Source organism: Neisseria sp. LACPHL-SPEC-2024-00856 (genome assembly GCF_047915665.1).
Classification (GTDB): Bacteria; Pseudomonadota; Gammaproteobacteria; order Burkholderiales; family Neisseriaceae; genus Neisseria; species Neisseria polysaccharea.
In genome coordinates this window covers 127,099-150,767 of record NZ_JBLRPR010000003.1, presented here as the reverse complement: position 1 = coordinate 150,767, position 23,669 = coordinate 127,099, and the positions used below count along the sequence as shown (strand labels likewise).

Genomic DNA, 23,669 nt, shown 5'->3' with positions numbered 1-23,669 from the left:
TGCCTGTACGCCGTTCCGGCATTATTTCATACGGAACTCTGCCGCGCGGGCGTGGGCGGTCAGGCTTTCGCCGTGTGCCAGCACGCTGGCGGTTTCGCCTAATTTTTGCGCGCCCTGTTCCGAAACCTGAATCAGGCTGGAGCGTTTTTGGAAATCATATGTCCCCAAAGGCGAGGAAAAGCGGGCGGTTCGGCTGGTGGGCAACACATGGTTTGGGCCGGCGCAGTAGTCGCCGAGGCTTTCGCCGGTGTAGCGTCCCATGAAAATCGCACCGGCGTGGCGGATTTTTTTCGCCCATTCCTGCGGGTTTTCGACTGACAGTTCCAAGTGTTCGGGGGAAATGTAGTTGGCGATTTCGCAGGCTTCGTCCAAGTCTTTGGCGAGTATCATCGCGCCCCTGTTGCTGAGCGAGGCTTCGATGATGTCGCGGCGCGGCATAGTTTCGATCAGGCGGTTCATGGCGGCTTCTACTTCGTCGAGATACGCTTGCGACGTGCCGATTAAGATGGCTTGGGCAATTTCGTCGTGTTCGGCCTGGCTGAACAAATCCATCGCCACCCAATCGGCAGGTGTCGTGCCGTCGGCGATGACCAGGATTTCAGACGGCCCCGCCACCATGTCGATGCCGACCACGCCGAACACGCGGCGTTTGGCGGCGGCGACGAAGGCGTTGCCCGGACCGGTGATTTTATCGACTTGGGGGATGGTTTCCGTGCCGTAGGCGAGGGCGGCAACCGCCTGCGCGCCGCCGACGGTGAAGACTTTGGTTACGCCGGCGACGTATGCGGCGGCAAGTACGATGTCGTTGCGTTCGCCTTTCGGTGTCGGCACGACCATGATAATTTCTTTCACACCTGCGACGTGGGCGGGCATGGCGTTCATGATGACGGAACTCGGATACGCCGCCTTGCCGCCGGGGACGTAAATGCCGACGCGGTCAAGCGGTGTGATTTGTTGTCCCAACAGCGTGCCGTCTTCATCGGTGTAGCTCCATGATTCCATTTTTTGGCGTTGGTGGTAGCTTTCGACACGGCGGGCGGCGGTCTGCAATGCCGTCTGAACGTCGTTCGGAATGCGCTCGAACGCCGCGTTCAAATCGGCTTGCGTGAGTATTAAATCATCGATGCTTTTAGCGTTTGTCTGATCGAATTTGTTGGTGTATTCAATCAAAGCCGCATCGCCGCGCTTTTGCACGTCGGCGCAAATGTCGGCGACGATGCGTTCGGTTTCGGGGTTTTGCGCGGTTTCAAAAGCCAGCAGGGCTTTGAGTCCGGCTTGGAAATCGGGCGATTGGGTGTTGAGTTTTTTCATAATTTGTTCTCCTTGTGATTTGTTCCGAATGCCGTCTGAAAGCATTTCGGTTTGATTTATACGGTTTTGGGGCGGATATAGGTTTTGTCCGAACCGTTGGCAAATTTCAAATCGGGCAGCGATTTTTGCCGCAATCCCAAAGTTTCCGCCGCATCGGTTTCTGGCAGGAAGGCAAAACGGTACGTCGTCAGCGTTTTGCCGTTTTTGACCGTTTCCACCGTTTCAAAACCTGCCACTTCATAGGCGCAGACGACGGCATTGCTTGCAGCCGTATCGATGCCGACCAGATATTTCACTTTTTTAATCAAGTCTTTGGCTGCCGTCCAAGTACCGCGTGCGCGTTCGGCGAGCGTTTCGGCGGATTCGTTGCGCGAGACTGCATCGGGCAGTTTGACCGCCAAAACCAAACCGTCGGGATTCAGTGCGTCCGTCTGCACGGCTTCAAAGCCGAAACGGCGTTCCCACTCTTCCGCGCTGATGCCCCAAACCGAACCATCGGCGTGGTTTTTCAGTTTTTTGCCGCCGACGCTGCGGACAAACGCCACCACTGCCTGTTCTGCCGCACGCGCTTCGTTTTCGGTCAGATGGCTGTTCAGGATAAAGCGTCCGCTTTTACGGCACTTGGATACCGCTTTTGCCGTCGGTGCGTCGAAATGGTCGAACTCGAAAATGCGGTTGCCGCAACCCGTACCGATATACAGCACTTTGCCTTTTTTCAAATCGGTCAGGCAGTACACATAAAAATTGTTTTCGCCGCTGCCCAATGCAGACAGCGCGGCTTCGGAAAATCCTTTGCTTGCCGTATCCATTCTGTTCTCCAAAATAATGTTCCGAAAACTGAAATGTCGTCTGAAACGTTTACGCCTGCGCGCCGACCGCGCTTTCAAAAGCACGGATAATCGGCTCCAGCAGCGCGTATTTCGTTTTCAAAGCAGCCTTGTTGACCACCAGGTAGCTGGAAATGTCGACGATGTGTTCGACTGCCTCCAAGCCGTTTGCCTTCAAGGTGTTGCCCGTCGAAACCAAGTCCACAATCGCATCGCTCAAGCCGACCAGCGGCGCAAGTTCCATCGAGCCGTACAGTTTGATAATGTCCACATGGACACCCTTGCCGGCAAAATGAGATGCCGCGATTTTAGGATACTTTGTGGCAATCTTCAGACGGCATCCGGGTTGCGAAGCTGCTTCGTAATCAAACCCTTTACGCACAGCAACCATCATGCGGCACTTGGCAATCTCCAAATCCAAAGGCCGGTAAAGCCCGGTGCCGCCGTGTTCGATCAGCACGTCTTTGCCCGCAATGCCGAAGTCCGCCGCACCGTAGCGGACATAAGTCGGCACATCGGTTGCGCGGACAATGATAAGGCGGATATTTTCATGGTTCGTCCCGATAATCAGCTTGCGCGATTTTTCGGACTCTTCAGTCGGAACAATGCCGGCAGCGGCAAGCAGCGGCAGCGTCTCCTCAAAAATGCGCCCCTTGGATAAGGCGATGGTCAAAGCATTATCCTGCATGGTGTGGATGTCCTTTGTCGGTTGAAACAATAATGCCGTCTGAACAGGCATCGGCGGTTCAGACGGCATACGGTTTTATCAGAGCAGGGTCCTTACATCGGCGGCAATCGTTTCCGGCTCGCTTCCGTAAGGCGAGAAAATGGCAACCTCACCGTTTTTGTCGATGAGATACGCACCGGAAGAGTGGTCGACCAAATAGTTTTCGCCGTCTTCTTTTTGATTGACTTTGGCAGAAACCACGCGGTATTGCTGCTTGATGACCGGCAGGCTTTGACCGCCCGTTGCCGTCAGACCGATGAAGTCCGGATTGAACTGTTTAGCATACTTGCCGATGATTTCAGGCGTGTCGCGTTCCGGGTCGATACTCACAAACACAACCTTCACGTCCTTAGCCTGCCCGCCCAACTGCTTCAACGTGTCGCTGTACGTCAAAAGCTCTGTCGGGCAGACATCGGGACAGTGCGTATAGCCGAAAGACAGAATCACGACCTTGCCTTTCAAATCGCTCAGGCTGAAAGGCTTGCCTTCGCCGTCGGTCAGCGTGAAATCGCCGCCGATGTCTTCCTTACGCATATCCGTCCCACGCGTTTGCGGCTTTGCCGCATTTTCCGCAGCCGGCGCGGATGCACTTGAAGAAGCGGCTTGCGCCGCACTGTTGTCTTGAGGTTTGCAGGCGGCAAGCGCGGCAAGTGCGAAAACGCCCAGCAAAAAGGAACGCGGTACAGAAAACATGACAATCTCCCAAGAATAATATAGAAAAACCTGATTCGTACGGAATTTGAATATTTCCATCTTAACGCGTTTGGCAGATTTAATGTAGTATTTTTTACGTTGTCTGTACGGCAGGAATTGCCGAATCATACAGAATGCTTTTGAGCGGAAAGAACAGTAAGATTAAAATAATAAAAATTCTATTTAAAATCAAAAACAAAATAAAAACAGATAAAATAATTTCAAAAAAAGGTTTACAGAATCTCAAAAGCCATTATAATGACGGCTTCTTCACCAGCCCAGGTGGCGAAATTGGTAGACGCAGGGGACTCAAAATCCCCCGCCGCAAGGTGTGTCGGTTCGAGTCCGACCCTGGGCACCACAACCGCTTTTAGAGCGGTTATTTTTTGTCTATTGCAGTCCAACGCCGTAAACCAAAGCCAGGAAAGACAAGGCTTTCCGCTGGTTCAGTGCCTGCGTATCATCTAATCCCGTCTAATCGTTCTAATTGAGTTAACCTAAAATTTACGGTATTTTTTACGGTATCTGAAAAATACCTCAAAAAAATACCGTAGAAATGAAGCTGAACGACCGATAAATCAAAAACGCCAAGCCCGCCGGAAAACCGTATAAGCTGAATGACGGCAAAGGTTTGTATCTGTATGTCAATACGGGCGGCGGGAAGTTATGGCGGTTTGACTTTTCGCATAACGGCAAACGTAAAACGCTTTCAATCGGCAAATATCCGACCGTATCACTGGTGGAAGCCCGCCAAACCGCTGAAAATGCCCGCCGCTTGCTTGCAGTGGGGCAAGACCCCGGCGAAGCCAAGCAGCAGGAAAAGCGTGAACGGCAAGCCGCTGTCAGTAACACATTTCGGAGCATTGCCGCCGAATGGCACAAACACCGTGAAACAGGATTGACGGGCAATCATGCCGCCCGTGTATGGGATAGTTTAGAAAAGGACGGTTTCCCCATGCTTGGCGGTTTGCCTGTCAGTGAAATCAAAGTCAGCCAAGTAAAAGAAGTGATTGAAGCGGTAGCGGCAAGAGGAGCACTTGAAACGGCAGGGCGGATATTGCAGCGTATCAAGGCTGTTTTCACTTATGCCATACGGACGGAGCGGGCAGAGAATAATCCCGCCGTCCCTTTGGTAGGTTTAATTAAAGCACCAAAGCAGAAACACCAGCCCGCATTACCGCAATCCGAGCTGACCGAGTTTTACCGCCGTTTGATGTTGGAACAAGCCGAACGGCAAACAAAAATAGCCATGCAGTTAATCATGCTGACTTTTGTCAGGAATGGAGAGCTTAGGGCGGCGGAATGGGTGGAATTTGATTTAAACGGGGCAGAATGGAGCATACCTGCCGCCAAGATGAAGATGAAAGCCCCGCATATCGTCCCCCTTGCTGATTGGACGCTTGAGCTTTTAGCAGAACTAAAGGAAATAACAGGGCATAGCCGCTATTTATTCCCATCGGTAAAAGACCCTGACAAGCACATGAGTGAAAACATCCTGTCTTACTTAATGGGCAGAATGGGCTACAAGGGCATAGCAACACCGCACGGCTTTAGAAGCCTAGCCACAGATGTTTTGAATGAGAACGGCTTTGACAGCGATGTGATAGAGCGACAGCTTGCCCATGTGGAACAAAACAAAGTCAGGGCGGCATACCACAGAACGGAATATATCCCACAGCGTAAAGAGCTTATGCAATGGTATAGTGATTTTTTGCGGGAGTGATACCGCCAAGCGGAAAAAGAGCTTGCAGGAGATACCGCCAAGCTGTAGGGAATGAGGGGAGACCGTCCAAGATACAGGACGGTTTTTTTTGGCTTTCTGAAAATCCCTATATAGGAATACCATACCCTTAGTTGTTACGTTGTTACCGAGAAAAAGTTAGATGAATAAGTATATGAAATAAAATAATAAAAATACAAAAAATCGGTAACAAGTGCGGTAGCAAATCGTAACAAGTGGTAACAACTGCCCCGCATTTTCGGCTTTTTTCCTGTCTTGGCAGTGGGGGCGTAGCGGAATGAAAAGCCAAAATGCACGGAAATGCGCCAAATTTGAGCAGGAATGGCGGTTAAACCGCTTGGATATATCCAAGACATAGGCAGACGGCAAAATACGCTAAAAACGCAAATTTGAGCCATTGGAAGCGATTGATTAAAAAATAATCAGGTTGGCCGCTGGTGTTTCAGACGGCAACACAGGCACAAGGGCAATGCACATTGACACGACAGGCACAATCGCGTAAAAAAGGGGCTACATAACTACAAACAAGACACAAGGAGGGCGCAATGTTAAACACTGTCAGCAGCAGGGAATTTAACCAATACCCCAGCCAAACACAAAAGAAAGCCGCAAAGTCCCCCGTATTTATTACCACACGCGGCAAGCCGAGCCATGTATTAATCAGCTATGCGGAATACCGCAAACTGACAGGCAAGCCGCAAAGCGCACTGGAGGCACTGACGGCAAACGCCGAGCTTGCCGCCAAACTGGAAAGCATCGATTTTGAAATACCGCCGCGAAGCACCGCGCAAAGACCGCCCGTTGATTTTGGGGAGGATTGAAAATGTATCTGTTGGATACCAACGTTATCAGCGAAACACGCCGGGCAAATCGGGCAGACGGCAACGTTAGAGCATGGCTAAACACCATTGACCCGGCTGAAATGTACACCAGCGCAATTGTCATGATGGAACTTGAACGGGGCGTTTTGGGTATGGAGCGCAAAGACGGACAGCAGGGCGGAATATTGCGCCGCTGGCTGGAAGAAGTTGTAAAGCCCACATTCAAAGACCGCATATTGCCCATAGACGAAACCACCGCCGAAATATGCGCCCGTTTGCACATACCCGACAAAAGCCCCGAAAATGACGCCTGGATAGCGGCAACAGCCAAGCAGCACGGTTTAACTTTGGCAACGCGAAATATCAAAGACTTTGATCATAGCGGCGTGAAATTGATAAACCCGTTTGAGACCGTCTAAAAATATCAGCCTCAACGAATGGATAACAAGGACGGCAGACCAAGCCGTGTAGACGGCATAACCAATATGAAAGGCGCGGCGCAAACAGGCGCGAAAGCCGCCGAAAACATCCCCATATAACCGATAGGCACGGGGATTTTTCACACCTACACCAGCTAAAACGTACTTACGGCGCAATCATGCCCTATTTTTTCCATGACCGACACAGGCGGGCTTTTTTTACGTCCAAACATCAAGCAGACCAACCAAGAAAGCATAAAATCGACAGGAAGCCACTAAATCTCAAAAATTAGAGCTATTCACACCCTACCCTATACCCTAACCCTACCCAAAAGCAAAACGCGCTTACAGCGCAATCACCCCCTGTTTCCGCCATGATCGATAAAGACAAGCGGGGCGGGTAATTTCGAGACCAATACGCGCGCGCGTGAAAGCCATACGGCAGTTTTTGCAAGTCTATAAAAAGGGAGGGCAAAACGCGCGTTATACAAAATTATTGACCGCATTAATAATTAGCTTTACGGTGTATAATACGGGCTAATGAGTAACAATGCGAAAGAATGCAATGATGTATGACCCCTTATATTTCCCCCGTTCAGGGTTGGCGGAAATCATCGCCAAAAGCCTGTATGGAGGCATAACACACGCCTTTACGCTGTTTGCGCCGCGAAGAATGGGCAAAACACAGTTTCTTTTGAAAGACATCAAGCCCACGGCAGAGGCGGCGGGCTTCAATGTCTTTTATTTCTCATTTATGGACAGCACCGCGCCCACTGTTGACTTTCAGGCGGCATTATTGCGCTTTGCCGAAAGTATCAAGACGGGCGGAAAGGTGCAAAATCTGATTGGGCAAATCAGCAAAATAGAAATCATGGGCAGCAGCATAGAGAGACAGACGGAGCGGCAACCGACGGCATTGCGGCTGTCCGACATTATCGCCGATATTGCAGGGGGCAACCGTCCCAGCCTGTTGCTGTTGGACGAAATACAGGAACTGGCACGGCAACCTGATACGGGCGGCTTGATACGCAGCTTGCGTACAGGCTTGGACATACACCAGCAGCAGGTAAAAACCATATTCACGGGCAGCAGCACAAACGGTTTACGCGCCATGTTCAATGACATCAAAGCCCCGTTTTTCCATTTCGCCCACGCCTTAGACTTTCCAACGCTTGGACGGGAATTTACCGATTTTCTTGCTGGTGTGTATCAGGAGAGGACGGGCAGGGGGTTAGACGGCGGCGAACTGTACCGCGCATTTGAACGGTTGAACAAAACGCCCCTTTATATGCGCGCCATGCTGCAGGACATGATAATTAACCCCGATTTAAGCATAGGGCAGGCTGAAAGCATAAGGCTGGAGGAAATGCACAAACACGCAGACACAGCCGCGCAATGGCGGCATTTGAGCCTGATAGAACAGTTGATTTTATCGGAGTTGGCAAACGGGCAGACCGCGATATATTCCGCGCAAACGCGCCAAGCCCTAGCCCGTGTAATCGGTGTGGACGATATAGGCACAAGCACGGTGCAAAACAATATCCGCAAATTAGAGCGTAAAGACCTGATAACCAGAGACGGTGCAAACCGTTTGCAGATAAACAGCCCGATTTTAAAGACTTGGATTTTAGAGAATGTGGAGCGGTAGGGAGGCGGAATAAATGGACGAGCCGTTACCGTGGGACGAATATGACGACAGCAACGATTTAGAATCTAAGGGAGACCCTTATCTTGATTGGTTAGATAGAATTGCAGAGGCGCAAACCTATTGCATAAAAAATAACCTTGCCTTTTGCTTTTACCGTTATAACCCGTATAAGCCGAAAGATGATGCTTTAGGTTTTGCAACCATGGATACACGGAGGCGGGCGTTAGATATTTTGCGGCATTATGGTTTGTGCCAAGGTTTCGACGCGTTGAACAAAGCGGCGGAAAACCTTTCCGCAGCTTTCACAGACGCATTGGAACTTTTCCGCCAAAAGTCGGATTATTGGGAAATTGTCCCCGATGAATATGTCAGGCAGGAAATTTTAAAGAAGTTTTTTCATTCATGGCGTTTTGATACTGAAGGCGTTTTTGACACCGACAGACCGTCGGCAGAAATTAAACCGTGTTTCTTTGCCTTGTTTGCCTTAATGCTGATTGGGGAAATCTACAATAGTGAGGCAGGGCTAGTGGAAGCAAGCCATTATGAGTTGTCCGTTATTCATGCGTCTGAATCTATGGGGCTTGTCTGTATTGCCGAAATGCTATGTAAAGAGCTTGAGCAGCCCGCTAAAACAGAGCAGGAAATAAAATCAGAAGCGGGAAGGAAAGCCGCCGAAGCAAGACACGCGCCAACAAAGGCGGTTAAAAGAAAAGTTATGGAACTTTGGGACGAGGAATTAAAAAAAGAAAATCCAAGGAACAAGACCGAATTTGCACACTACATATGTAGAACAATGCGCTTGAAATACAAGACGGTTAGAAATAACTGGCTGCAAGGCTTACCCGACAAGCAGAATGATGATTTAGATTTGCCGTTTTAATTGCCGTAAAAAACATACCCTATGCACGCATAGGGTATTATTTTTATTTAGGATTTTTGGAAAAATACCGCCATATCAACGCAAACCGACAGGAGACGAACAACATGAATCAGTCAGTATTGCGCATTAATCAGGTAGCCGAGCATTTAGGCGTGAGCCGTTCGAGCATACGCGGTTGGTGCGACCCCAAAAGCCGCCATCACCGCCCCGATTTTCCGCGCCCGTTCAAAGTATCCGCAAACGTCGTGGGCTGGCTTTCCAGTGAGATTGACGACTATATCGGCAAACTGGCAGCCAAACGTGAAGAGCAGGCGGGTTAATTTATCGGGCAAAACAAAGCCGCCAAAACGGACATTCAGGCGGCGGAAAGGGGAAACCAACGATGAAGCATGATTGTACCAACGACAAGCCCAAAACACCAAACCAAAGACAGCGCATTTTAGCCCGATTGAGGCAGGGCAGCGTTACCTCATGGGAGCTTACCCAAATGGGGATACTTGGCTACAACACGCGCATTATGGAGCTTCGCCAACAGGGGCATAACATCGTTACCGTGATGGAAGAAATCCAAAACCAATTTGGCGAAACCGTGAAGCGCGGGCGGTTTTCGCTGGTGTCTGAAAGGCATGACGCATGACCCCGAAACAAGAGCATTTCGCCCGCCTGTATGTGGAAACGGGCAATGCAAGCGAAGCATACCGCCAAGCCTACAACGCCGGAAACATGAAGCCCGAAACGGTAACGAACGAGGCTTATAAGCTGCTTCAATCCCCTGATATTTCCGCGATGGTGGACGACCTCAAGGCAGAGGCGCGGCAACGGCACAGGGTAACGGTGGACGACCTGTTGCACGAACTGGAGCAGGCACGGGCGGCGGCACTGGCAGCCCCCACACCGCAAAGCAGCGCGGCGGTATCGGCAACGATGGGCAAGGCAAAAATGCTGGGCTTGCTGGTGGACAGGGCGGAAATCAAGGCAGAGGCGGAAATACAGGAAAAGCCGCCAAGCCGTATTGAAGCTGTTGACGATTCACTCACAGAGGAAGAGAAGCAGGCAATTTTAGATTTAGCCCTTAAAACGGACGGCGGCAAATGGGACGCGGTAACACTTGCAGACATTGCCGCCGTTACGGGCAAAGACCCTGACAAAATCCATCTTGCCGTTTGCCTTATTACGGCACTGGACAAAATCTAAACCCAAACCGTCCGACACGGCACGGCAACGCGGTATAACGCGATTTAATAGGCAATGGAATCAGCGGCTTGTAGAAATGCCGTCTGAAAAGTATTTACAAATCGGGATTGAGAAATTAGATTGCGGTTTCTCTCTAAAATCGTATAGCCCAAAATCAGCAGGGTAAACGCTGATTTTTTATCGCCATTTCCCCCTATGTTGTTTGCAGCCGTTCGAGGCTTCAGACGGCATATCCAAGTTATGGCGGTGTGTGGTAGCGGCAACGCCCACGCCTGACTATACGCAGGAGAGAGCACCGCCCCCTTTTCGGGCATTTCTCAAATCTCAAACGTATAGGAGCATTCCAAATGCAAAGCAATTTTTCTCAAGCAGCACCATCAAACCAAACTCAAAACATTCAAGCCGTTCACACACAAGCGCAAAGCTATTGCGCCATCGTTCACGAGCCTACCGCCTACCATTACGACGCTGACGCATATTCATGCACCGCCCGCCGTCTGGGGATTTACCCCTCACGCGCCGCCGCCGTTTCCGCCTGTCTGTCCTTTATCGCCGCCATTGTGGGCGACGACTTCAAAGCATGGGCAAGCTATCAAGTAGTCCCCGCTGTCTGACCCTTTAAAACCCATCAAAACCTAAACCGCCATGCCGTCTATTTTTAGGCAGCAGGGGCAAACTCAAACCTATGTTTTAGATAACACATTGATTTATCTATGTTTGATGTTTCAGGTTTAGGCTTATTCCAAACATCGGCACAGGAGAAAAGCCATGAGACAAGACAACAGACCGCGCAAAACGCCATACGCAGGGGTGGCGGTTTTCCTGATTTTCGGTTTCGCCTTTGCAGGCATGACGCACCACGCCCCCGAAAACCACACGGCGGATATTCCGCCCGCCGTTGAGACGCAGCCGCAAACGCCCGCGATATGGGAGACCGACCCGATGGCTGGTGTTGTGTTAGAGCCTGTATCGGAGGAGGAAAAATGAAAACCATCACGGAGAAGCTGGCAAACCAGTTAAACAGCAGGGAAAAGGCAAACGCGGCGGCAGATACATTAACCGCGCTGCTGTTGGTAAACGACGGCGTAAGCCGAAAAGCCGCAATTAACGCCGTTGCCGCCATTACGCGCGAAGCAATGGACAGATACGGGGAGGCGGAAAAATGAAACCGACTTACCAAGACATCAAAGCCGCCGCGCGTTACCGCTGGCAGGAGATACACGCCGCCATCGGCATAGGCCCTAAGTTTTTACGCAACAAACACCAGCCTTGCCCCGCGTGTGGAGGCGAAGACCGCTTCAGATACGACGACAAGGACGGCAAAGGCACATTCATTTGCACCCATTGGGAGAACGGCGCGGGCGACGGTTTCGGCTTGGTTATGCACTTTCTAGGCTGCGATTTTCAGACGGCATTAAAGCAGGTTTCGGGCATTTTAGGCATGGACAATGCAAACCCCTTGCCGATACCGACAACGCGCCCACAGCCTCAACCACGCCCCGAAAAAGACCATATCGGCAAACTTGCCGCATTGTGGGACGGGGCAGAGCCATTAACGCCCGATTGCCCCGTTGTCCAGTATTGGACATCACGCGGCTTAAACGCGGCATACCTTCCTGAAAACATCCGCCATCATGCGGCAATGGAATATTGGACGCAGGGAGAGGACGGCAAACCGCTGTTCATCGGGCGTTTCCACGCGGCAATAGCGGCTTCCACACGCGGCAGCACTGTTTGCGGTTTGCACATTACCTATCTGGAAGCACAACGGGGCGGCGGCTTTGCCAAAGCGCGTATCACACACCCCCAAACGGGCGAAGATTTGCCCGCCAAGAAAATGCGAAGCCGCAAACAGGGCGCGATGACGGGCGGGGCGGTTTACCTGTTTCCCGTCCCTGAAAACGGGCGGCTGATGGTAGCGGAGGGCATAGAGACCGCCTTAGCCGCGCGTGAGCTGTTCAACGCCTATGATTGGGGCCTATGCGCCGCCCTAAGCGCAAACGGCATGAAGCGGCTGGAGCTTTCAGACGGCATTAAAGAGCTTGCCGTTATCGCAGACCACGACGCACCGCGCCCAGTAGGGGAAACGGCGGCATTAAGCCTGGCAAAACGCGCCCAAAGCGGCGGGATAGCCGTCCGATACTGGATAAGCGGCACGGCAGGCTATGACGCGCTGGACGAATTGAACGACCGCAAACGCAGCGGCAAGGCGTAAAAAATGCCGTCTGAAAAACAGGCGGCATTTGTAGGCGGCAATGGATTATTTATCAAGCGGAAACCAAACGCGGAAAACCGCGAAAGGCAACCAAACCCATACAGGAGATTTTAACACTATGTGTAAAGAAGTAAAGCCGAATTTCACAGAAGAAACCGCCCCGTTGGGCGATATGTCGGAATTTGCCGCGCCGTTTGCACAACCGCGTTACGACGTGGACGGCGCGGGCGTGTGGTATATCGGCGTTAAGACCGACAGGGAGGGCAACATGCAGGAAGCCACGCCGGTAAAACTGTCATCCCCCATTGACATCATAGGCAGGGGCACGGACAACGACGGCGCATATTACCGCGTGATACGCTGGCAGGACGCTAACACACGGCGAACCAAAACCGCCGCCATCCCCAAAGGCGAAATCGTAACAGGGCAGTGCTGGGCAAGATTGGGGCAGTACGGTATGGACATCCTATCAGGCAAGGTTAAGCGTGAGCGGCTTTCCGACTATTTGCAGACACAGGGCGGCGGCGATATTTACACCATTACCGACCGCGCAGGCTGGCACGGCAACGCCTATATCCTGCCCAATGGCGAAACCATCAACGCAGAGGGCGCAAACATCCTATACAACGGAGACACCAGCCAAAAAGACGGTTATACGGAATCGGGCAGCCTTGAAGAATGGCGGCAGGAAGCCGCCCGATACGCAGAGGGCAACAGCCGCCTATGCCTTGCATTGGGTTTGAGCCTTGCCGCGCCGTTCTTGGCACTGCTGCACGAAGAGGGCGGCGGCGTGCACTTGGCGGGTAGTTCGTCCAAAGGAAAAACCACAGCCGCCAACCTTGCATTAAGCGTATGGGGCAGCTATGAAGCCACAAAAAGCAACTGGGACACTACCGCATTAGGTTTGCAAAATGCCGCATTAGCGCGTAACGACGGCTTTTTAGCACTGGACGAAATCGGACAGACCGCAGACCCGCGAAGAATCCCCCAAATGGTTTACAGCGTGATTAACGGCATATCGAAAACACAGGGCGCGAAAGACGGCGGCAACCGCAAACAAAAGACATGGCGCAATCTGATACTCTCAACCGGCGAAACCAACCCCGAGAGCCTGATCGGAGACCGCGCCCAATGGAAGGCAGGCAACCGCGCCCGATTGCCCGATATACAGGCAGAAGCCAAACACGGCATATACGACACGCTGCACGGCTTCACAGACGGCGCGAAACTGTCGGAGCATATCAACAGGGCGGCCGCCAAGAAATACGGCACGGCAGGGCGCGCCCTCATCCGCCAAATCCTTTCAGACGGCAAAGAAGCCGCCGCCGAAACCATAGAAGCAACACGCGCCCGATACCTTGAAGCCTTGCCGCCTATGGAAGGGCAGGCACGGAGGATAGCCCGCCGTTTTACCCTGTTAGCCGCCGTTTTAGAATATGCCGCGCCCATCACAGGATTAAAGACAGGCGGGGCGGCGGTTATGCAGTGCTTTCACGAATGGCTGGAAGAAAACGGCACAGGAGACCGCGAAGCAGAAGCGATATGCGGCCGGTTGGACGACTTTATCGGACAATACGCCGATTCCGTACGCTTTACCGAATGGAGCATCAAAGACACCGCCATTATTCCGACAGGCGGCAAAGGCAAAGGACACGCAGGATACAAAAGGCAAAACGGCGGCATAGACGAGTTTTACATCTTGCCGATAGTGTTTAAGGAAGAAATCGCCCAATCGTTTCCGACTCAAGCCGTGTGCAGAATCCTATCCGAAAAAGGACGCTTGAAGCCGTCCAAAAACGGCTATCAGCACCAAATCAAAGTAAACAAGAAACCGATACGCCATTATTTAATCATTGAGCCGCTAGAACTTGATTGATACAGAGGGCCGCCGAAAGGCGGTTTTTATCTTGACATTGTAACGTGTAGAGATACAATAAAGGAAACAGATATAGGCTTGTATCATGATTCTGACATTCAGACATAAAGGCTTGGAGCAGTTTTACAAGACAGGGAGCAAGGCAGGCATACAGGCGGCACATTCAGCCAAAATCCGCCGCATACTTGCACGTTTAGACAGTTCCTCGACCCCTAACGACATGAACATTGCAGGCTGGAATTTACACCCCTTAAGCGGCAATCTGTCAGGGCATTGGAGCGTGAAAGTGAGCGGCAATTGGCGAATTACATTCAGAATCGAATCAGGACACGCCGAAATTGTAGATTATCAAGACTATCACTAGGAGTAAGCCATGATGTACAACCCACCACACCCGGCGGAAACCATCAAAGAGGACATATTGCCCGCGCTTGGAATTAGTATAAGCGAAGCAGCCGTGCAATTAGGCGTTTCAAGAATAACCCTTAGCCGCCTGTTGAACGGCAAGGCGGGAATCAGCCCCGAAATGGCAATCAGGCTTCACGCATGGTTAGGGGTAGACAGCCCCAGCCCCGAATCATGGTTACACCAGCAGGCGGATTATGATTTATGGAAGGCAAGGCAGAAAACCGCGCCAAACGTAACACCAGCCCCGTATATGGCATAGTCGGATTTACCGATACCGACAACACCGCCGCCGAAAGGCGGCTTTTTACGCTATCGGAAAACAGGAAAACGAAAGAAAAAGGCTATCACGGCACAGGAAAAGCCGAAAAACAGGCGGAAAACGGGGAAAGAGTTGTTACAGTTGTTACCGACTTGTTACCGCAAAACGCAAAAAGAAATATTAAAATCATAATGTTGTGAGGCGGTAACAAGAGTAACAACGGTAACAAGTGATTTTTATATATATATACTGTTTTTTTATACGGGGCGGCGGCGCATGATTGCCGATGTTACAATGTGCCCATATTTCACAGCTTGGCAGAAATGCCACAAACCGCCCCTGAAAAATTTTGACTTTGACAAATTTACGGTATTTTTTACGGTATTATTGATTTTCCTAAAAATAAAATATATTTAAATCAGTGTGATATGCTTTCATTTCGAGAGAGATCCTGCCGCTTTTAGAGCGGTTATTTTTTTGTCTATTGCTGTTTAATGAAATAGATAAGATTAAATACAATCAATATCTTAAGTCGTTGTTAGCCCTCTTGGTTCTGTCAATGCCGCCCAATACAGTCCGGTGCAATGAGCCATTTTCAGGAAGTATGGTTGGGAATATTTTTGATATATCAAAAATAAAATCAAGTTCAATCAATATCCCGAGTCTTTATTGGGATGAAACCCTGTAAATTTTAAAATTCTTGATATCGAAGAAGGGTTTTTCACATCTGCCCTTCCTACACAAACTGTCAACAATTTCCATCTTTCAAAAAAGGTACTCCTGATTTTATTTTTTAAAATCAATCAATAATCTCTCCATCTTCAAAAAATATTAAAAGATGAAAGATTTTTCTTGATTGAACTGTCGGTTTGCGTTATCGTTTCTACTCTTTTTCACAAACTCTGTGTTTCTTTCCAATTGATTGGATAATCCGTCTGTTGCCGTGTTCTTCCCATGCGCGTACCCTAAATCGCTGCTTGGTGGAATTGCATTACAGGTGCTGTGGCAAAGCGGTTTGTCCCTATTGGTTTGAAACCGTATAAAAGAGGTCGTTATGCAGTTATCAGGCGCACAAATCATAGTGCAGAGTCTCAAAGCCGAAGGTGTCGAGTACGTTTTCGGTTATCCCGGCGGTGCGGTTATCGAAATCTACGATGCCCTGTTCCAACTCAATAAATTCAAACACATTCTTACCCGCCATGAGCAGGCGGCAGTACACGCGGCAGATGCGTATGCGCGCGTCAGCGGTAAGGTGGGCGTGGCATTGGTTACATCCGGCCCGGGCGTTACCAATGCGCTGACCGGTATTGCTACTGCCTATACGGATTCGATTCCGATGGTGGTCATCAGCGGACAGGTAGGCAATTCCCTGATTGGTACGGATGCGTTCCAAGAAGTTGATACGGTGGGTATTACCCGTCCGTGCGTCAAACATAATTTCCTGGTTACGGATATCAATGAGTTGGCGGAAACCATTAAAAAGGCGTTCCAAATTGCCGCAAGCGGCCGACCGGGGCCTGTGGTGGTTGATGTCCCGAAAGACGTTACGCAGGCGATGGCGAAATTCAGCTATCCTCAGGAAGATATTTTTATCCGTTCGTATCAACCGGTTGTTCAAGGGCATATCGGTCAGATTAAAAAGGCCGTGCAGATGTTGGCATCTGCCAAACGTCCAGTCGTCTATTTTGGCGGCGGCGTGGTGTTGGGTAATGCTTCTGAAGAGCTGACCCGATTTGTCCGAATGACGGGTGCTCCGTGCACGGGTACGCTGATGGGCTTGGGCGCTTATCCTTCCAGCGACCGCCAATTCCTCGGTATGCTCGGTATGCACGGTACTTACGAGGCAAACCTTGCCATGCAGAATGCGGATGTCGTTCTTGCCGTAGGTGCGCGTTTTGACGACCGTGTGGTTTCTGTACCGTCTAAATTTTTCGAGAAGGCGAAGAAGGTTATCCATATCGATGTCGATCCTTCCAGCATCGCCAAACGCGTGAAGGTGGACATTCCGATTGTCGGCGACGTGAAAAACGTTTTGTCCGAGATGGTTGCGCTGTGGCAAAAACAAGAGTCCGTGCCGTCTGAAGATGCTTTGGGCAAATGGTGGAAAACCATAGAGGAATGGCGTTCCCGCGATTGCTTGTGGTTTGACAACGGCAGCGAAATTATCAAGCCCCAATATGTGATTCAGAGGCTTGCCGAGATTACCGGCAATTCGGCAATCATCACATCGGATGTAGGGCAGCATCAAATGTTTGCGGCTCAATATTATCCCTTCGAACGTCCGCGCCAATGGCTCAACTCCGGCGGTTTGGGTACGATGGGCGTGGGTCTGCCTTATGCGATTGGTGCAAAACTTGCCGCCCCGGATCAAGACGTATTCTGTATCACCGGCGACGGCTCGATCCAGATGAACATCCAAGAGCTGTCCACCTGTTTCCAATATCGGATTCCGGTTAACGTCATTACACTGAACAACGGTTATCTCGGTATGGTACGCCAGTGGCAGGAAATATATTACGGCGGTCGAGAGTCGGAAACCTATTTCGATTCTTTGCCCGATTTCGTCAAACTTGCCGAGGCATACGGCCATATCGGCATCCGCGTGGACAAGAAATCTGATGTGGAAGGTGCCTTGTTGGAAGCATTGAACCAAAAAGACAGGCTGGTGTTTATCGACTTCCTGACCGACCAGAAACAGAATGTGATGCCCATGGTCGGCAACGGCAAAGGTTTGGACGAAATGGTACTTCCGCCGCATATGCGTGCGGACGGAAAGGCGTAAGGAGAGGCAAATGCGACATATCTTATCTGTTCTGATCGAAAACGAATCAGGTGCGATGAGCCGCGTGGTCGGTTTGTTCTCTGCACGCGATTATAATATCGATTCTTTGGCGGTTGCGCCGACCGAAGACAAAACCCTGTCCCGTATGACCATCGTTACACACGGCGACGAGCAGGTTATCGAACAAATCACCAAGCAACTCAATAAATTGATTGAAGTGATTAAAGTGGTCGATTTGAACGAAAGCCGTTTTGTCGAACGCGAACTGATGTTGGTAAAAGTCCGTGCCGCCGGCAAAGACCGCGACGAATTTTTACGCTTGACCGAAATCTACCGGGGCAGCATCATCGACGTAACCGACCGCAGCTATACGATTGAAATTACCGGTTCGACAGACAAGCTGGATTCCTTTTTGGAAACGGTCGGACGCGCCCAAATTTTGGAAACCGTACGCACAGGCGCGGCCGGCATCGGTCGCGGTGAGCGTATTTTGAAAATTTAACGCCGTAACCTTTCAGACGGCACGGTATTTGAATGCCGTCTGAAAAACGAACGGCAGGAGAGATTTATGTCGAACATTAAAATTGTCGCACTGGTTACCGTCAAACCGGAATACACGGAAACACTGGCAGCACAGTTTAAAGAACTGGTCAAAGCCAGCCGTGCAGAAGAGGGCAACATCAGCTACGATCTCCATCAGGAAATCGGCAAACCGAACCGTTTTGTTTTCGTGGAAAATTGGAAATCCCAAGCAGCTATTGACGAACATAACGCCAGCGCGCATTTCCAAGCTTTCGTCCAGTCCGTCGACGGCAAAACCGAAGCGTTGGAAATCGTATTGATGAATGAAGTTGCCGCTTAAGCGGCACACTCTGTTTAACCCGTCCGAAGCCGCTCAACATTTTAAGGCTTCGACAACCATTTACCTTAAAGGAAATCAAATGCAAGTCTATTACGATAAAGATGCCGATCTGTCCCTGATCAAAGGCAAAACCGTTGCCATCATCGGTTACGGTTCGCAAGGCCATGCCCATGCTGCCAACCTGAAAGATTCGGGTGTAAACGTGGTGATTGGTCTGCGCCAAGGTTCTTCTTGGAAAAAAGCCGAAGCAGCCGGCCATGTCGTCAAAACTGTTGCTGAAGCGACCAAAGAAGCCGATGTCGTTATGCTGCTGCTGCCTGACGAAACCATGCCTGCCGTCTATCACGCCGAAGTTGCAGCCAATCTGAAAGAAGGCGCAACGCTGGCATTTGCACACGGCTTCAACGTTCACTACAACCAAATCGTTCCGCGTGCCGACTTGGACGTGATTATGGTTGCCCCCAAAGGCCCGGGTCATACCGTACGCAGTGAATACAAACGCGGCGGCGGCGTGCCTTCTCTGATTGCTGTTTACCAAGACAATTCCGGCAAAGCCAAAGACATCGCCCTGTCTTATGCGGCTGCCAATGGCGGCACCAAAGGCGGTGTGATTGAAACCACTTTCCGTGAAGAAACCGAAACCGATCTGTTCGGCGAACAAGCCGTATTGTGCGGCGGCGTGGTCGAGTTGATCAAGGCGGGTTTTGAAACCCTGACCGAAGCCGGTTACGCGCCTGAAATGGCTTACTTCGAATGTCTGCACGAAATGAAACTAATCGTTGACCTGATTTTCGAAGGCGGTATCGCCAACATGAACTACTCCATTTCCAACAATGCGGAGTACGGCGAATACGTTACCGGCCCTGAAGTGGTCAATGCTTCCAGCAAAGAAGCCATGCGCAATGCCCTGAAACGCATTCAAACCGGCGAATACGCAAAAATGTTTATCCAAGAGGGTAATGTCAACTACGCGTCCATGACTGCCCGCCGCCGTCTGAATGCCGACCACCAAGTTGAAAAAGTCGGCGCACAACTGCGTGCCATGATGCCTTGGATTACTGCCAACAAATTGGTTGACCAAGACAAAAACTGATTGTTTCAAACGGGACTGCCTACACATCGTGTAGGCAGTTTGTTATATGGATGCCGTCTGAACATCGTGTTCAGACGGCATCTGTGTTGCGGATGAATTTAAACAGGTACAGTTTTGTCAGTCGCCCAGAGCCGCGACCATTACCGCTTTAATTGTGTGCATACGGTTTTCCGCCTGATCGAACACGATGCTGGCGGGGCTTTCGAATACTTCTTCTGTAACTTCCACACCGTTCAGTCCGAAGGTTTCGTAAATCCATTCGCCGACTTTGGTTTCTCGGTTGTGGAAGGCGGGCAGGCAGTGCATGAATTTGACCTGTGGATTGCCCGATGCCGCCATCAGTTCGGGCGTAACGCGGTAATCTTTCAGCAAATCGATGCGTTCCTGCCAGACTTCTTTCGGCTCGCCCATGCTGACCCATACGTCGGTATGAATGAAACCGACACCGTTGACGGCTTCATGCGCGTTTTCGGTCAGGGTAATTTTTGCTCCAGTTTCTTTGGCGGCGGCGTGTGCGGCGGCGATAATGCCTTCAGACGGCCACAGGCTTTGAGGTGCTCCGATACGCACGTCCATCCCCAATTTTGCCCCTAAAATCAGCAGGGAATTGCCCATGTTGTAACGCGCGTCGCCGACGTAGGCAAACGCGGTTTGGTTCAAAGGTTTGCTGCTATGTTCGCGCATAGTCAGTGCGTCGGCAAGCATTTGTGTGGGATGGAACTCGTTGGTCAGCCCGTTGAACACGGGTACGCCCGCATATTTTGCCAATTCTTCAACAATTTCCTGACCGAAGCCGCGATATTCGATGGCATCGTACATCCTGCCCAAGACGCGCGCCGTGTCTTTGATGCTTTCTTTGTGCCCGATTTGGCTGGCAGACGGTTCCAGATAGGTTGCACACGCGCCTTGATCGCGTGCGGCGACTTCAAATGCGCAGCGTGTGCGTGTGGATGTTTTTTCAAAAATCAGGGCGATGTTTTTCCCTTTCATCCGCTGCACTTCGCACCCTGCCTTTTTGGCGGCTTTCAATTCGGCGGCAAGGTCGAGGTAGGCGGTGATTTCTTCCGGCGTGAAGTCTAAAAGTTTCAGAAAATGGCGGTTTTTCAGGTTCACTGTCGTTTCCTTTATGTGGGGGCGTGAACGCCGTATTTGCAGCGTTTGCGGAAAGAAGGGTTAGCGGAATGTTGCAATGCCGTCTGAAGGTTGTTCAGACGGCATTGCGGTCAATCCCTTACTCCATACGGATGACGGGAATCAAACATTCACGGTTTCGGCTACTTCGTTGTAGCTGTCGATTTCGTTGAAGTTCATGTAACGGTAGATTTGGTCGCCTTGCTCGTTGATGATGCCGATGTTGGCTTGGTATTCTTCAACGGTCGGGATTTTACCCAGTTTGGAGCAAATCGCCGCCAACTCAGCCGAGCCGAGGTAAACGAAGGTGTTTTTACCCAAGCGGTTCGGGAAGTTGCGGGTCGAAGTGGACATGACGGTTGCGCCTTCGTGTACTTGGGCTTGGTTACCCATACACAATGAGCAACCCGGCATTTCCATACGCGCGCCTGCACGGCCGAGCACACCGTAGTGGCCTTCGTCGGACAACTCTTTCGCGTCCATTTTGGTCGGCGGTGCTACCCACAAGCGGACGGGGATGTCGCTCTTGCCTTCCAAGAGTTTGGAAGCAGCGCGGAAGTGGCCGATGTTGGTCATGCACGAACCGATGAACACTTCGTCGATTTTGGTGCCGGAACGTTCAGACATGAAGCACACGTCGTCAGGGTCGTTCGGGCAGGCAATAATCGGCTCTTTAATGTCGTCCATGTTGATTTCAATCACGGCGGCGTATTCGGCATCTTTATCCGCTTCGAGCAATTCAGGATTTGCCAACCATGCTTCCATGGCTTTGATACGACGTTCCAAAGTGCGCGGATCTTGATAGCCGTTGGCAATCATGTTTTTCATCAACACAATGTTGGATTTCATGTACTCGATAATCGGCTCTTTGTTGAGCTTCACGGTACAGCCGGCGGCGGAGCGTTCGGCGGATGCGTCGGTCAATTCAAAGGCTTGTTCCACTTTCAAATCAGGCAGGCCTTCGATTTCGAGAATGCGGCCGGAGAAGATGTTTTTCTTACCGGCTTTGGCAACGGTCAGCAGACCTTGTTTAATCGCGTACAGCGGAATGGCGTTCACCAAATCGCGCAGGGTTACGCCCGGTTGCAGCTTGCCGCTGAAGCGTACCAATACAGACTCGGGCATATCGAGCGGCATTACGCCGGTAGCTGCTGCGAAAGCAACCAAGCCGGAGCCGGCAGGGAAAGAAATACCGATAGGGAAACGGGTGTGGCTATCGCCGCCGGTACCGACTGTATCAGGCAACAGCAGACGGTTGAGCCATGAGTGAATTACACCATCGCCCGGACGCAGGGACACGCCGCCACGGGTGGAAATAAAGGCGGGCAGTTCTTTATGGGTTTTTACATCGACAGGTTTCGGATAGGCGGCGGTGTGGCAGAAAGACTGCATCACCATATCGGCGGAGAAGCCCAAACAAGCCAAGTCTTTCAACTCGTCGCGAGTCATCGGACCGGTCGTGTCTTGCGAGCCGACAGTCGTCATGCGCGGTTCGCAATAAGTTCCGGGGCGTACGCCTTGCCCTTCGGGCAGACCGCAGGAGCGGCCGACCATTTTTTGTGCCAAGGTGAAACCGGCTTTGCTTTCGGCAGGTGCTTGTGGCAGGCGGAATGCAGTAGAGGCAGGCAGTTTCAGGGCTTCACGCGCTTTGGCGGTCAGACCTCGACCGATAATTAGGTTGATACGGCCACCAGCTTGCACTTCGTCCAGTAATACTTGTGATTTCAGGTTGAATTCGGCAACGGTTTCGCCGTTTTTCACGATTTTGCCTTCATAAGGCAGGATATCGACGACATCGCCCATTTTCAGCGCGGAAACATCGACTTCAATCGGCAGCGCGCCGGAGTCTTCTTGAGTGTTGAAGAAAATCGGCGCGATTTTGCCGCCCAAGCACACGCCGCCGAAGCGTTTGTTCGGCACGAACGGAATGTCTTCGCCGGTATGCCAAATGACAGAGTTGGTCGCGGATTTGCGTGAAGAACCGGTACCGACCACGTCGCCAACGTAAGCAACCGGATAGCCTTTGGCTTTGAGTTCTTCCAACAATTTAATCGGGCCGACTTCGCCCGGTTTGTCGGGATTGATGCCGTCGCGCGGGTTTTTCAGCATGGCCAGCGCGTGCAACGGAATATCGGGACGACTCCATGCGTCGGGCGCGGGAGAGAGGTCGTCTGTATTGGTTTCGCCGTCAACTTTGAAGACGGTAACGGTGATTTTTTCGGGAACTTTGGCACGGGAGGTGAACCATTCGGCATCTGCCCAAGATTGCAAAACTTCTTGCGCGTATTTGTTGCCTTTTTCGGCTTTTTCTTGAACGTCGTGGAAGGAATCGAACATCAGAAGCGTATGTTTCAAGCCTTTGGCAGCAATGGACGCGAGTTTGTCGTCGTCCAAGAGTTCGATTAAGGCGTGAATATTGTAACCGCCGAGCATCGTACCTAAGAGTTCGGTCGCATATTCGGGGGAAACCAACGGGCTGGATGCGCTGCCTTCGGCAACGGCAGCCAGGAATGAGGCTTTAACTTTGGCGGCATCGTCCACGCCGGGCGGTACGCGGTGGGCAAGCAGTTCGACCAAGAACTCGCCTTCGCCTGCGGGCGGGCTTTTCAGCAGCTCAACCAAATCGGCGGTTTGCTGAGCAGTCAGAGGAAGGGCGGGAATACCAAGGGCAGCGCGCTCGGCGGCGGCTTTACGATAGGCTTCTAACATCTCTTTGTTCCTTTTTCTGTTTTTCTTTTGTCGGGTTGCAAATGATTTGCGTTAAATATTGTAAACAATATTT

At 51.2% G+C, this 23,669-nt stretch carries 26 protein-coding genes and 1 tRNA gene; 21 read left to right on the top strand and 6 right to left on the bottom strand.

Annotated features, from left to right (window positions below; genetic code table 11):
* Window positions 1–21: 21 nt before the first annotated feature.
* From hisD to ACNAU7_RS04500, 4 genes are all read right to left on the bottom strand, one after another.
* Window positions 22–1,311, bottom strand: coding sequence for a histidinol dehydrogenase (gene hisD, locus ACNAU7_RS04515; RefSeq protein WP_416301016.1), 1,290 nt, complete (start codon window positions 1,309–1,311; stop codon window positions 22–24).
* A gap of 56 nt (window positions 1,312–1,367) precedes the next feature.
* Window positions 1,368–2,120 (bottom strand): endonuclease, encoded by a 753-nt coding sequence (locus tag ACNAU7_RS04510; protein WP_304674825.1) that lies wholly within the window; start codon window positions 2,118–2,120, stop codon window positions 1,368–1,370.
* Window positions 2,121–2,169: 49 nt separating this feature from the next.
* Window positions 2,170–2,826: an ATP phosphoribosyltransferase gene (gene hisG / locus ACNAU7_RS04505; RefSeq protein WP_416301083.1), complete on the bottom strand. Its 657-nt coding sequence runs from the start codon at window positions 2,824–2,826 to the stop codon at window positions 2,170–2,172.
* Window positions 2,827–2,904: 78 nt separating this feature from the next.
* Complete coding sequence (locus tag ACNAU7_RS04500; protein ID WP_107863740.1) at window positions 2,905–3,558, bottom strand: SCO family protein; 654 nt, start codon at window positions 3,556–3,558, stop codon at window positions 2,905–2,907.
* Between the two features lie 276 nt (window positions 3,559–3,834).
* Here ACNAU7_RS04500 and ACNAU7_RS04495 point away from each other — a divergent pair.
* The 21 genes from ACNAU7_RS04495 to ilvC all read left to right on the top strand — a co-directional run bounded on the left by ACNAU7_RS04495 (window position 3,835) and on the right by ilvC (window position 19,756).
* Window positions 3,835–3,919: transfer RNA gene (locus tag ACNAU7_RS04495), tRNA-Leu, on the top strand.
* 216 nt (window positions 3,920–4,135) lie between these two features.
* A complete protein-coding gene (locus tag ACNAU7_RS04490) occupies window positions 4,136–5,281 on the top strand; it encodes a tyrosine-type recombinase/integrase (protein WP_416301081.1) in 1,146 nt (381 codons plus the stop codon).
* Window positions 5,282–5,844: 563 nt separating this feature from the next.
* On the top strand, window positions 5,845–6,120 hold the full coding sequence (locus tag ACNAU7_RS04485; RefSeq protein WP_002234121.1) for a type II toxin-antitoxin system prevent-host-death family antitoxin: 276 nt from the start codon (window positions 5,845–5,847) through the stop codon (window positions 6,118–6,120).
* Window positions 6,121–6,122: 2 nt separating this feature from the next.
* On the top strand, window positions 6,123–6,539 hold the full coding sequence (locus ACNAU7_RS04480; RefSeq protein WP_002234120.1) for a type II toxin-antitoxin system VapC family toxin: 417 nt from the start codon (window positions 6,123–6,125) through the stop codon (window positions 6,537–6,539).
* Between the two features lie 550 nt (window positions 6,540–7,089).
* The gene (locus tag ACNAU7_RS04475) at window positions 7,090–8,187 is read left to right on the top strand and encodes an ATP-binding protein (protein WP_416301013.1); all 1,098 of its coding nucleotides are present in this window, start codon (window positions 7,090–7,092) and stop codon (window positions 8,185–8,187) included.
* A 13-nt stretch (window positions 8,188–8,200) separates the two neighbouring features.
* Entirely contained in the window at window positions 8,201–9,067 is an 867-nt protein-coding gene (locus tag ACNAU7_RS04470; RefSeq protein WP_416301011.1) for a hypothetical protein, read from the top strand.
* A 104-nt stretch (window positions 9,068–9,171) separates the two neighbouring features.
* Entirely contained in the window at window positions 9,172–9,387 is a 216-nt protein-coding gene (locus ACNAU7_RS04465; RefSeq protein WP_416301009.1) for a helix-turn-helix transcriptional regulator, read from the top strand.
* Between the two features lie 62 nt (window positions 9,388–9,449).
* On the top strand, window positions 9,450–9,704 hold the full coding sequence (locus ACNAU7_RS04460; RefSeq protein WP_416301007.1) for a helix-turn-helix domain-containing protein: 255 nt from the start codon (window positions 9,450–9,452) through the stop codon (window positions 9,702–9,704).
* Window positions 9,701–10,261: a terminase small subunit gene (locus ACNAU7_RS04455; RefSeq protein WP_416301005.1), complete on the top strand. Its 561-nt coding sequence runs from the start codon at window positions 9,701–9,703 to the stop codon at window positions 10,259–10,261. The genes ACNAU7_RS04460 and ACNAU7_RS04455 overlap by 4 nt, the downstream gene beginning before the upstream one ends.
* A gap of 347 nt (window positions 10,262–10,608) precedes the next feature.
* A complete protein-coding gene (locus ACNAU7_RS04450) occupies window positions 10,609–10,875 on the top strand; it encodes a hypothetical protein (protein ID WP_416301003.1) in 267 nt (88 codons plus the stop codon).
* Window positions 10,876–11,029: 154 nt separating this feature from the next.
* Window positions 11,030–11,248, top strand: a complete 219-nt coding sequence (locus ACNAU7_RS04445; protein WP_416301001.1) for a hypothetical protein — start codon at window positions 11,030–11,032, stop codon at window positions 11,246–11,248.
* Window positions 11,245–11,427 (top strand): polyribonucleotide nucleotidyltransferase, encoded by a 183-nt coding sequence (locus ACNAU7_RS04440; protein ID WP_416300999.1) that lies wholly within the window; start codon window positions 11,245–11,247, stop codon window positions 11,425–11,427. Before ACNAU7_RS04445 ends, ACNAU7_RS04440 begins: the two co-directional genes overlap by 4 nt.
* Window positions 11,424–12,476 carry a primase-helicase zinc-binding domain-containing protein gene (locus ACNAU7_RS04435; RefSeq protein ID WP_416300997.1) on the top strand — a complete coding sequence of 351 codons (1,053 nt, stop codon included), beginning with the start codon at window positions 11,424–11,426 and terminating at the stop codon, window positions 12,474–12,476. Before ACNAU7_RS04440 ends, ACNAU7_RS04435 begins: the two co-directional genes overlap by 4 nt.
* Window positions 12,477–12,594: 118 nt before the next feature.
* Window positions 12,595–14,352 carry a DUF927 domain-containing protein gene (locus ACNAU7_RS04430; protein ID WP_416300995.1) on the top strand — a complete coding sequence of 586 codons (1,758 nt, stop codon included), beginning with the start codon at window positions 12,595–12,597 and terminating at the stop codon, window positions 14,350–14,352.
* 85 nt (window positions 14,353–14,437) lie between these two features.
* Window positions 14,438–14,716: a type II toxin-antitoxin system RelE/ParE family toxin gene (locus ACNAU7_RS04425; RefSeq protein ID WP_003754423.1), complete on the top strand. Its 279-nt coding sequence runs from the start codon at window positions 14,438–14,440 to the stop codon at window positions 14,714–14,716.
* A 9-nt stretch (window positions 14,717–14,725) separates the two neighbouring features.
* Window positions 14,726–15,019: a HigA family addiction module antitoxin gene (locus ACNAU7_RS04420; RefSeq protein ID WP_416300993.1), complete on the top strand. Its 294-nt coding sequence runs from the start codon at window positions 14,726–14,728 to the stop codon at window positions 15,017–15,019.
* Window positions 14,962–15,219, top strand: coding sequence for a hypothetical protein (locus ACNAU7_RS04415; protein ID WP_416301089.1), 258 nt, complete (start codon window positions 14,962–14,964; stop codon window positions 15,217–15,219). The genes ACNAU7_RS04420 and ACNAU7_RS04415 overlap by 58 nt, the downstream gene beginning before the upstream one ends.
* An 854-nt stretch (window positions 15,220–16,073) precedes the next feature.
* Window positions 16,074–17,801, top strand: coding sequence for a biosynthetic-type acetolactate synthase large subunit (gene ilvB, locus ACNAU7_RS04410; protein ID WP_308027629.1), 1,728 nt, complete (start codon window positions 16,074–16,076; stop codon window positions 17,799–17,801).
* 10 nt (window positions 17,802–17,811) lie between these two features.
* On the top strand, window positions 17,812–18,303 hold the full coding sequence (gene ilvN, locus ACNAU7_RS04405; protein WP_002212817.1) for an acetolactate synthase small subunit: 492 nt from the start codon (window positions 17,812–17,814) through the stop codon (window positions 18,301–18,303).
* 66 nt (window positions 18,304–18,369) lie between these two features.
* Window positions 18,370–18,663, top strand: a complete 294-nt coding sequence (locus tag ACNAU7_RS04400; protein WP_002230746.1) for a putative quinol monooxygenase — start codon at window positions 18,370–18,372, stop codon at window positions 18,661–18,663.
* Between the two features lie 79 nt (window positions 18,664–18,742).
* Window positions 18,743–19,756: a ketol-acid reductoisomerase gene (ilvC, locus tag ACNAU7_RS04395; RefSeq protein WP_002226185.1), complete on the top strand. Its 1,014-nt coding sequence runs from the start codon at window positions 18,743–18,745 to the stop codon at window positions 19,754–19,756.
* 117 nt (window positions 19,757–19,873) lie between these two features.
* Here the strand turns inward: ilvC and ACNAU7_RS04390 are convergent, their stop codons facing one another.
* Together ACNAU7_RS04390 and acnB are read right to left on the bottom strand one after the other, a co-directional pair.
* Window positions 19,874–20,869, bottom strand: a complete 996-nt coding sequence (locus ACNAU7_RS04390; protein ID WP_416300978.1) for an ornithine carbamoyltransferase — start codon at window positions 20,867–20,869, stop codon at window positions 19,874–19,876.
* 141 nt (window positions 20,870–21,010) lie between these two features.
* Window positions 21,011–23,596 carry a bifunctional aconitate hydratase 2/2-methylisocitrate dehydratase gene (gene acnB / locus ACNAU7_RS04385; protein WP_349272308.1) on the bottom strand — a complete coding sequence of 862 codons (2,586 nt, stop codon included), beginning with the start codon at window positions 23,594–23,596 and terminating at the stop codon, window positions 21,011–21,013.
* Between the last annotated feature and the right edge of the window lie 73 nt (window positions 23,597–23,669).

Excerpts from the sequence above, each read along its gene's own strand:
- hisD (WP_416301016.1), bottom strand. The coding sequence starts at position 1,311 with ATGAAAAAACTCAACACCCAATCGCCCGATTTCCAAGCCGGACTCAAA.
- ACNAU7_RS04510 (WP_304674825.1), bottom strand. The coding sequence starts at position 2,120 with ATGGATACGGCAAGCAAAGGATTTTCCGAAGCCGCGCTGTCTGCATTG.
- hisG (WP_416301083.1), bottom strand. The coding sequence starts at position 2,826 with ATGCAGGATAATGCTTTGACCATCGCCTTATCCAAGGGGCGCATTTTT.
- ACNAU7_RS04500 (WP_107863740.1), bottom strand. The coding sequence starts at position 3,558 with ATGTTTTCTGTACCGCGTTCCTTTTTGCTGGGCGTTTTCGCACTTGCC.
- ACNAU7_RS04485 (WP_002234121.1), top strand. The coding sequence starts at position 5,845 with ATGTTAAACACTGTCAGCAGCAGGGAATTTAACCAATACCCCAGCCAA.
- ACNAU7_RS04480 (WP_002234120.1), top strand. The coding sequence starts at position 6,123 with ATGTATCTGTTGGATACCAACGTTATCAGCGAAACACGCCGGGCAAAT.
- ACNAU7_RS04475 (WP_416301013.1), top strand. The coding sequence starts at position 7,090 with ATGCGAAAGAATGCAATGATGTATGACCCCTTATATTTCCCCCGTTCA.
- ACNAU7_RS04470 (WP_416301011.1), top strand. The coding sequence starts at position 8,201 with ATGGACGAGCCGTTACCGTGGGACGAATATGACGACAGCAACGATTTA.
- ACNAU7_RS04465 (WP_416301009.1), top strand. The coding sequence starts at position 9,172 with ATGAATCAGTCAGTATTGCGCATTAATCAGGTAGCCGAGCATTTAGGC.
- ACNAU7_RS04460 (WP_416301007.1), top strand. The coding sequence starts at position 9,450 with ATGAAGCATGATTGTACCAACGACAAGCCCAAAACACCAAACCAAAGA.
- ACNAU7_RS04455 (WP_416301005.1), top strand. The coding sequence starts at position 9,701 with ATGACCCCGAAACAAGAGCATTTCGCCCGCCTGTATGTGGAAACGGGC.
- ACNAU7_RS04450 (WP_416301003.1), top strand. The coding sequence starts at position 10,609 with ATGCAAAGCAATTTTTCTCAAGCAGCACCATCAAACCAAACTCAAAAC.
- ACNAU7_RS04445 (WP_416301001.1), top strand. The coding sequence starts at position 11,030 with ATGAGACAAGACAACAGACCGCGCAAAACGCCATACGCAGGGGTGGCG.
- ACNAU7_RS04440 (WP_416300999.1), top strand. The coding sequence starts at position 11,245 with ATGAAAACCATCACGGAGAAGCTGGCAAACCAGTTAAACAGCAGGGAA.
- ACNAU7_RS04435 (WP_416300997.1), top strand. The coding sequence starts at position 11,424 with ATGAAACCGACTTACCAAGACATCAAAGCCGCCGCGCGTTACCGCTGG.
- ACNAU7_RS04430 (WP_416300995.1), top strand. The coding sequence starts at position 12,595 with ATGTGTAAAGAAGTAAAGCCGAATTTCACAGAAGAAACCGCCCCGTTG.
- ACNAU7_RS04425 (WP_003754423.1), top strand. The coding sequence starts at position 14,438 with ATGATTCTGACATTCAGACATAAAGGCTTGGAGCAGTTTTACAAGACA.
- ACNAU7_RS04420 (WP_416300993.1), top strand. The coding sequence starts at position 14,726 with ATGATGTACAACCCACCACACCCGGCGGAAACCATCAAAGAGGACATA.
- ACNAU7_RS04415 (WP_416301089.1), top strand. The coding sequence starts at position 14,962 with ATGGAAGGCAAGGCAGAAAACCGCGCCAAACGTAACACCAGCCCCGTA.
- ilvB (WP_308027629.1), top strand. The coding sequence starts at position 16,074 with ATGCAGTTATCAGGCGCACAAATCATAGTGCAGAGTCTCAAAGCCGAA.
- ilvN (WP_002212817.1), top strand. The coding sequence starts at position 17,812 with ATGCGACATATCTTATCTGTTCTGATCGAAAACGAATCAGGTGCGATG.
- ACNAU7_RS04400 (WP_002230746.1), top strand. The coding sequence starts at position 18,370 with ATGTCGAACATTAAAATTGTCGCACTGGTTACCGTCAAACCGGAATAC.
- ilvC (WP_002226185.1), top strand. The coding sequence starts at position 18,743 with ATGCAAGTCTATTACGATAAAGATGCCGATCTGTCCCTGATCAAAGGC.
- acnB (WP_349272308.1), bottom strand. The coding sequence starts at position 23,596 with ATGTTAGAAGCCTATCGTAAAGCCGCCGCCGAGCGCGCTGCCCTTGGT.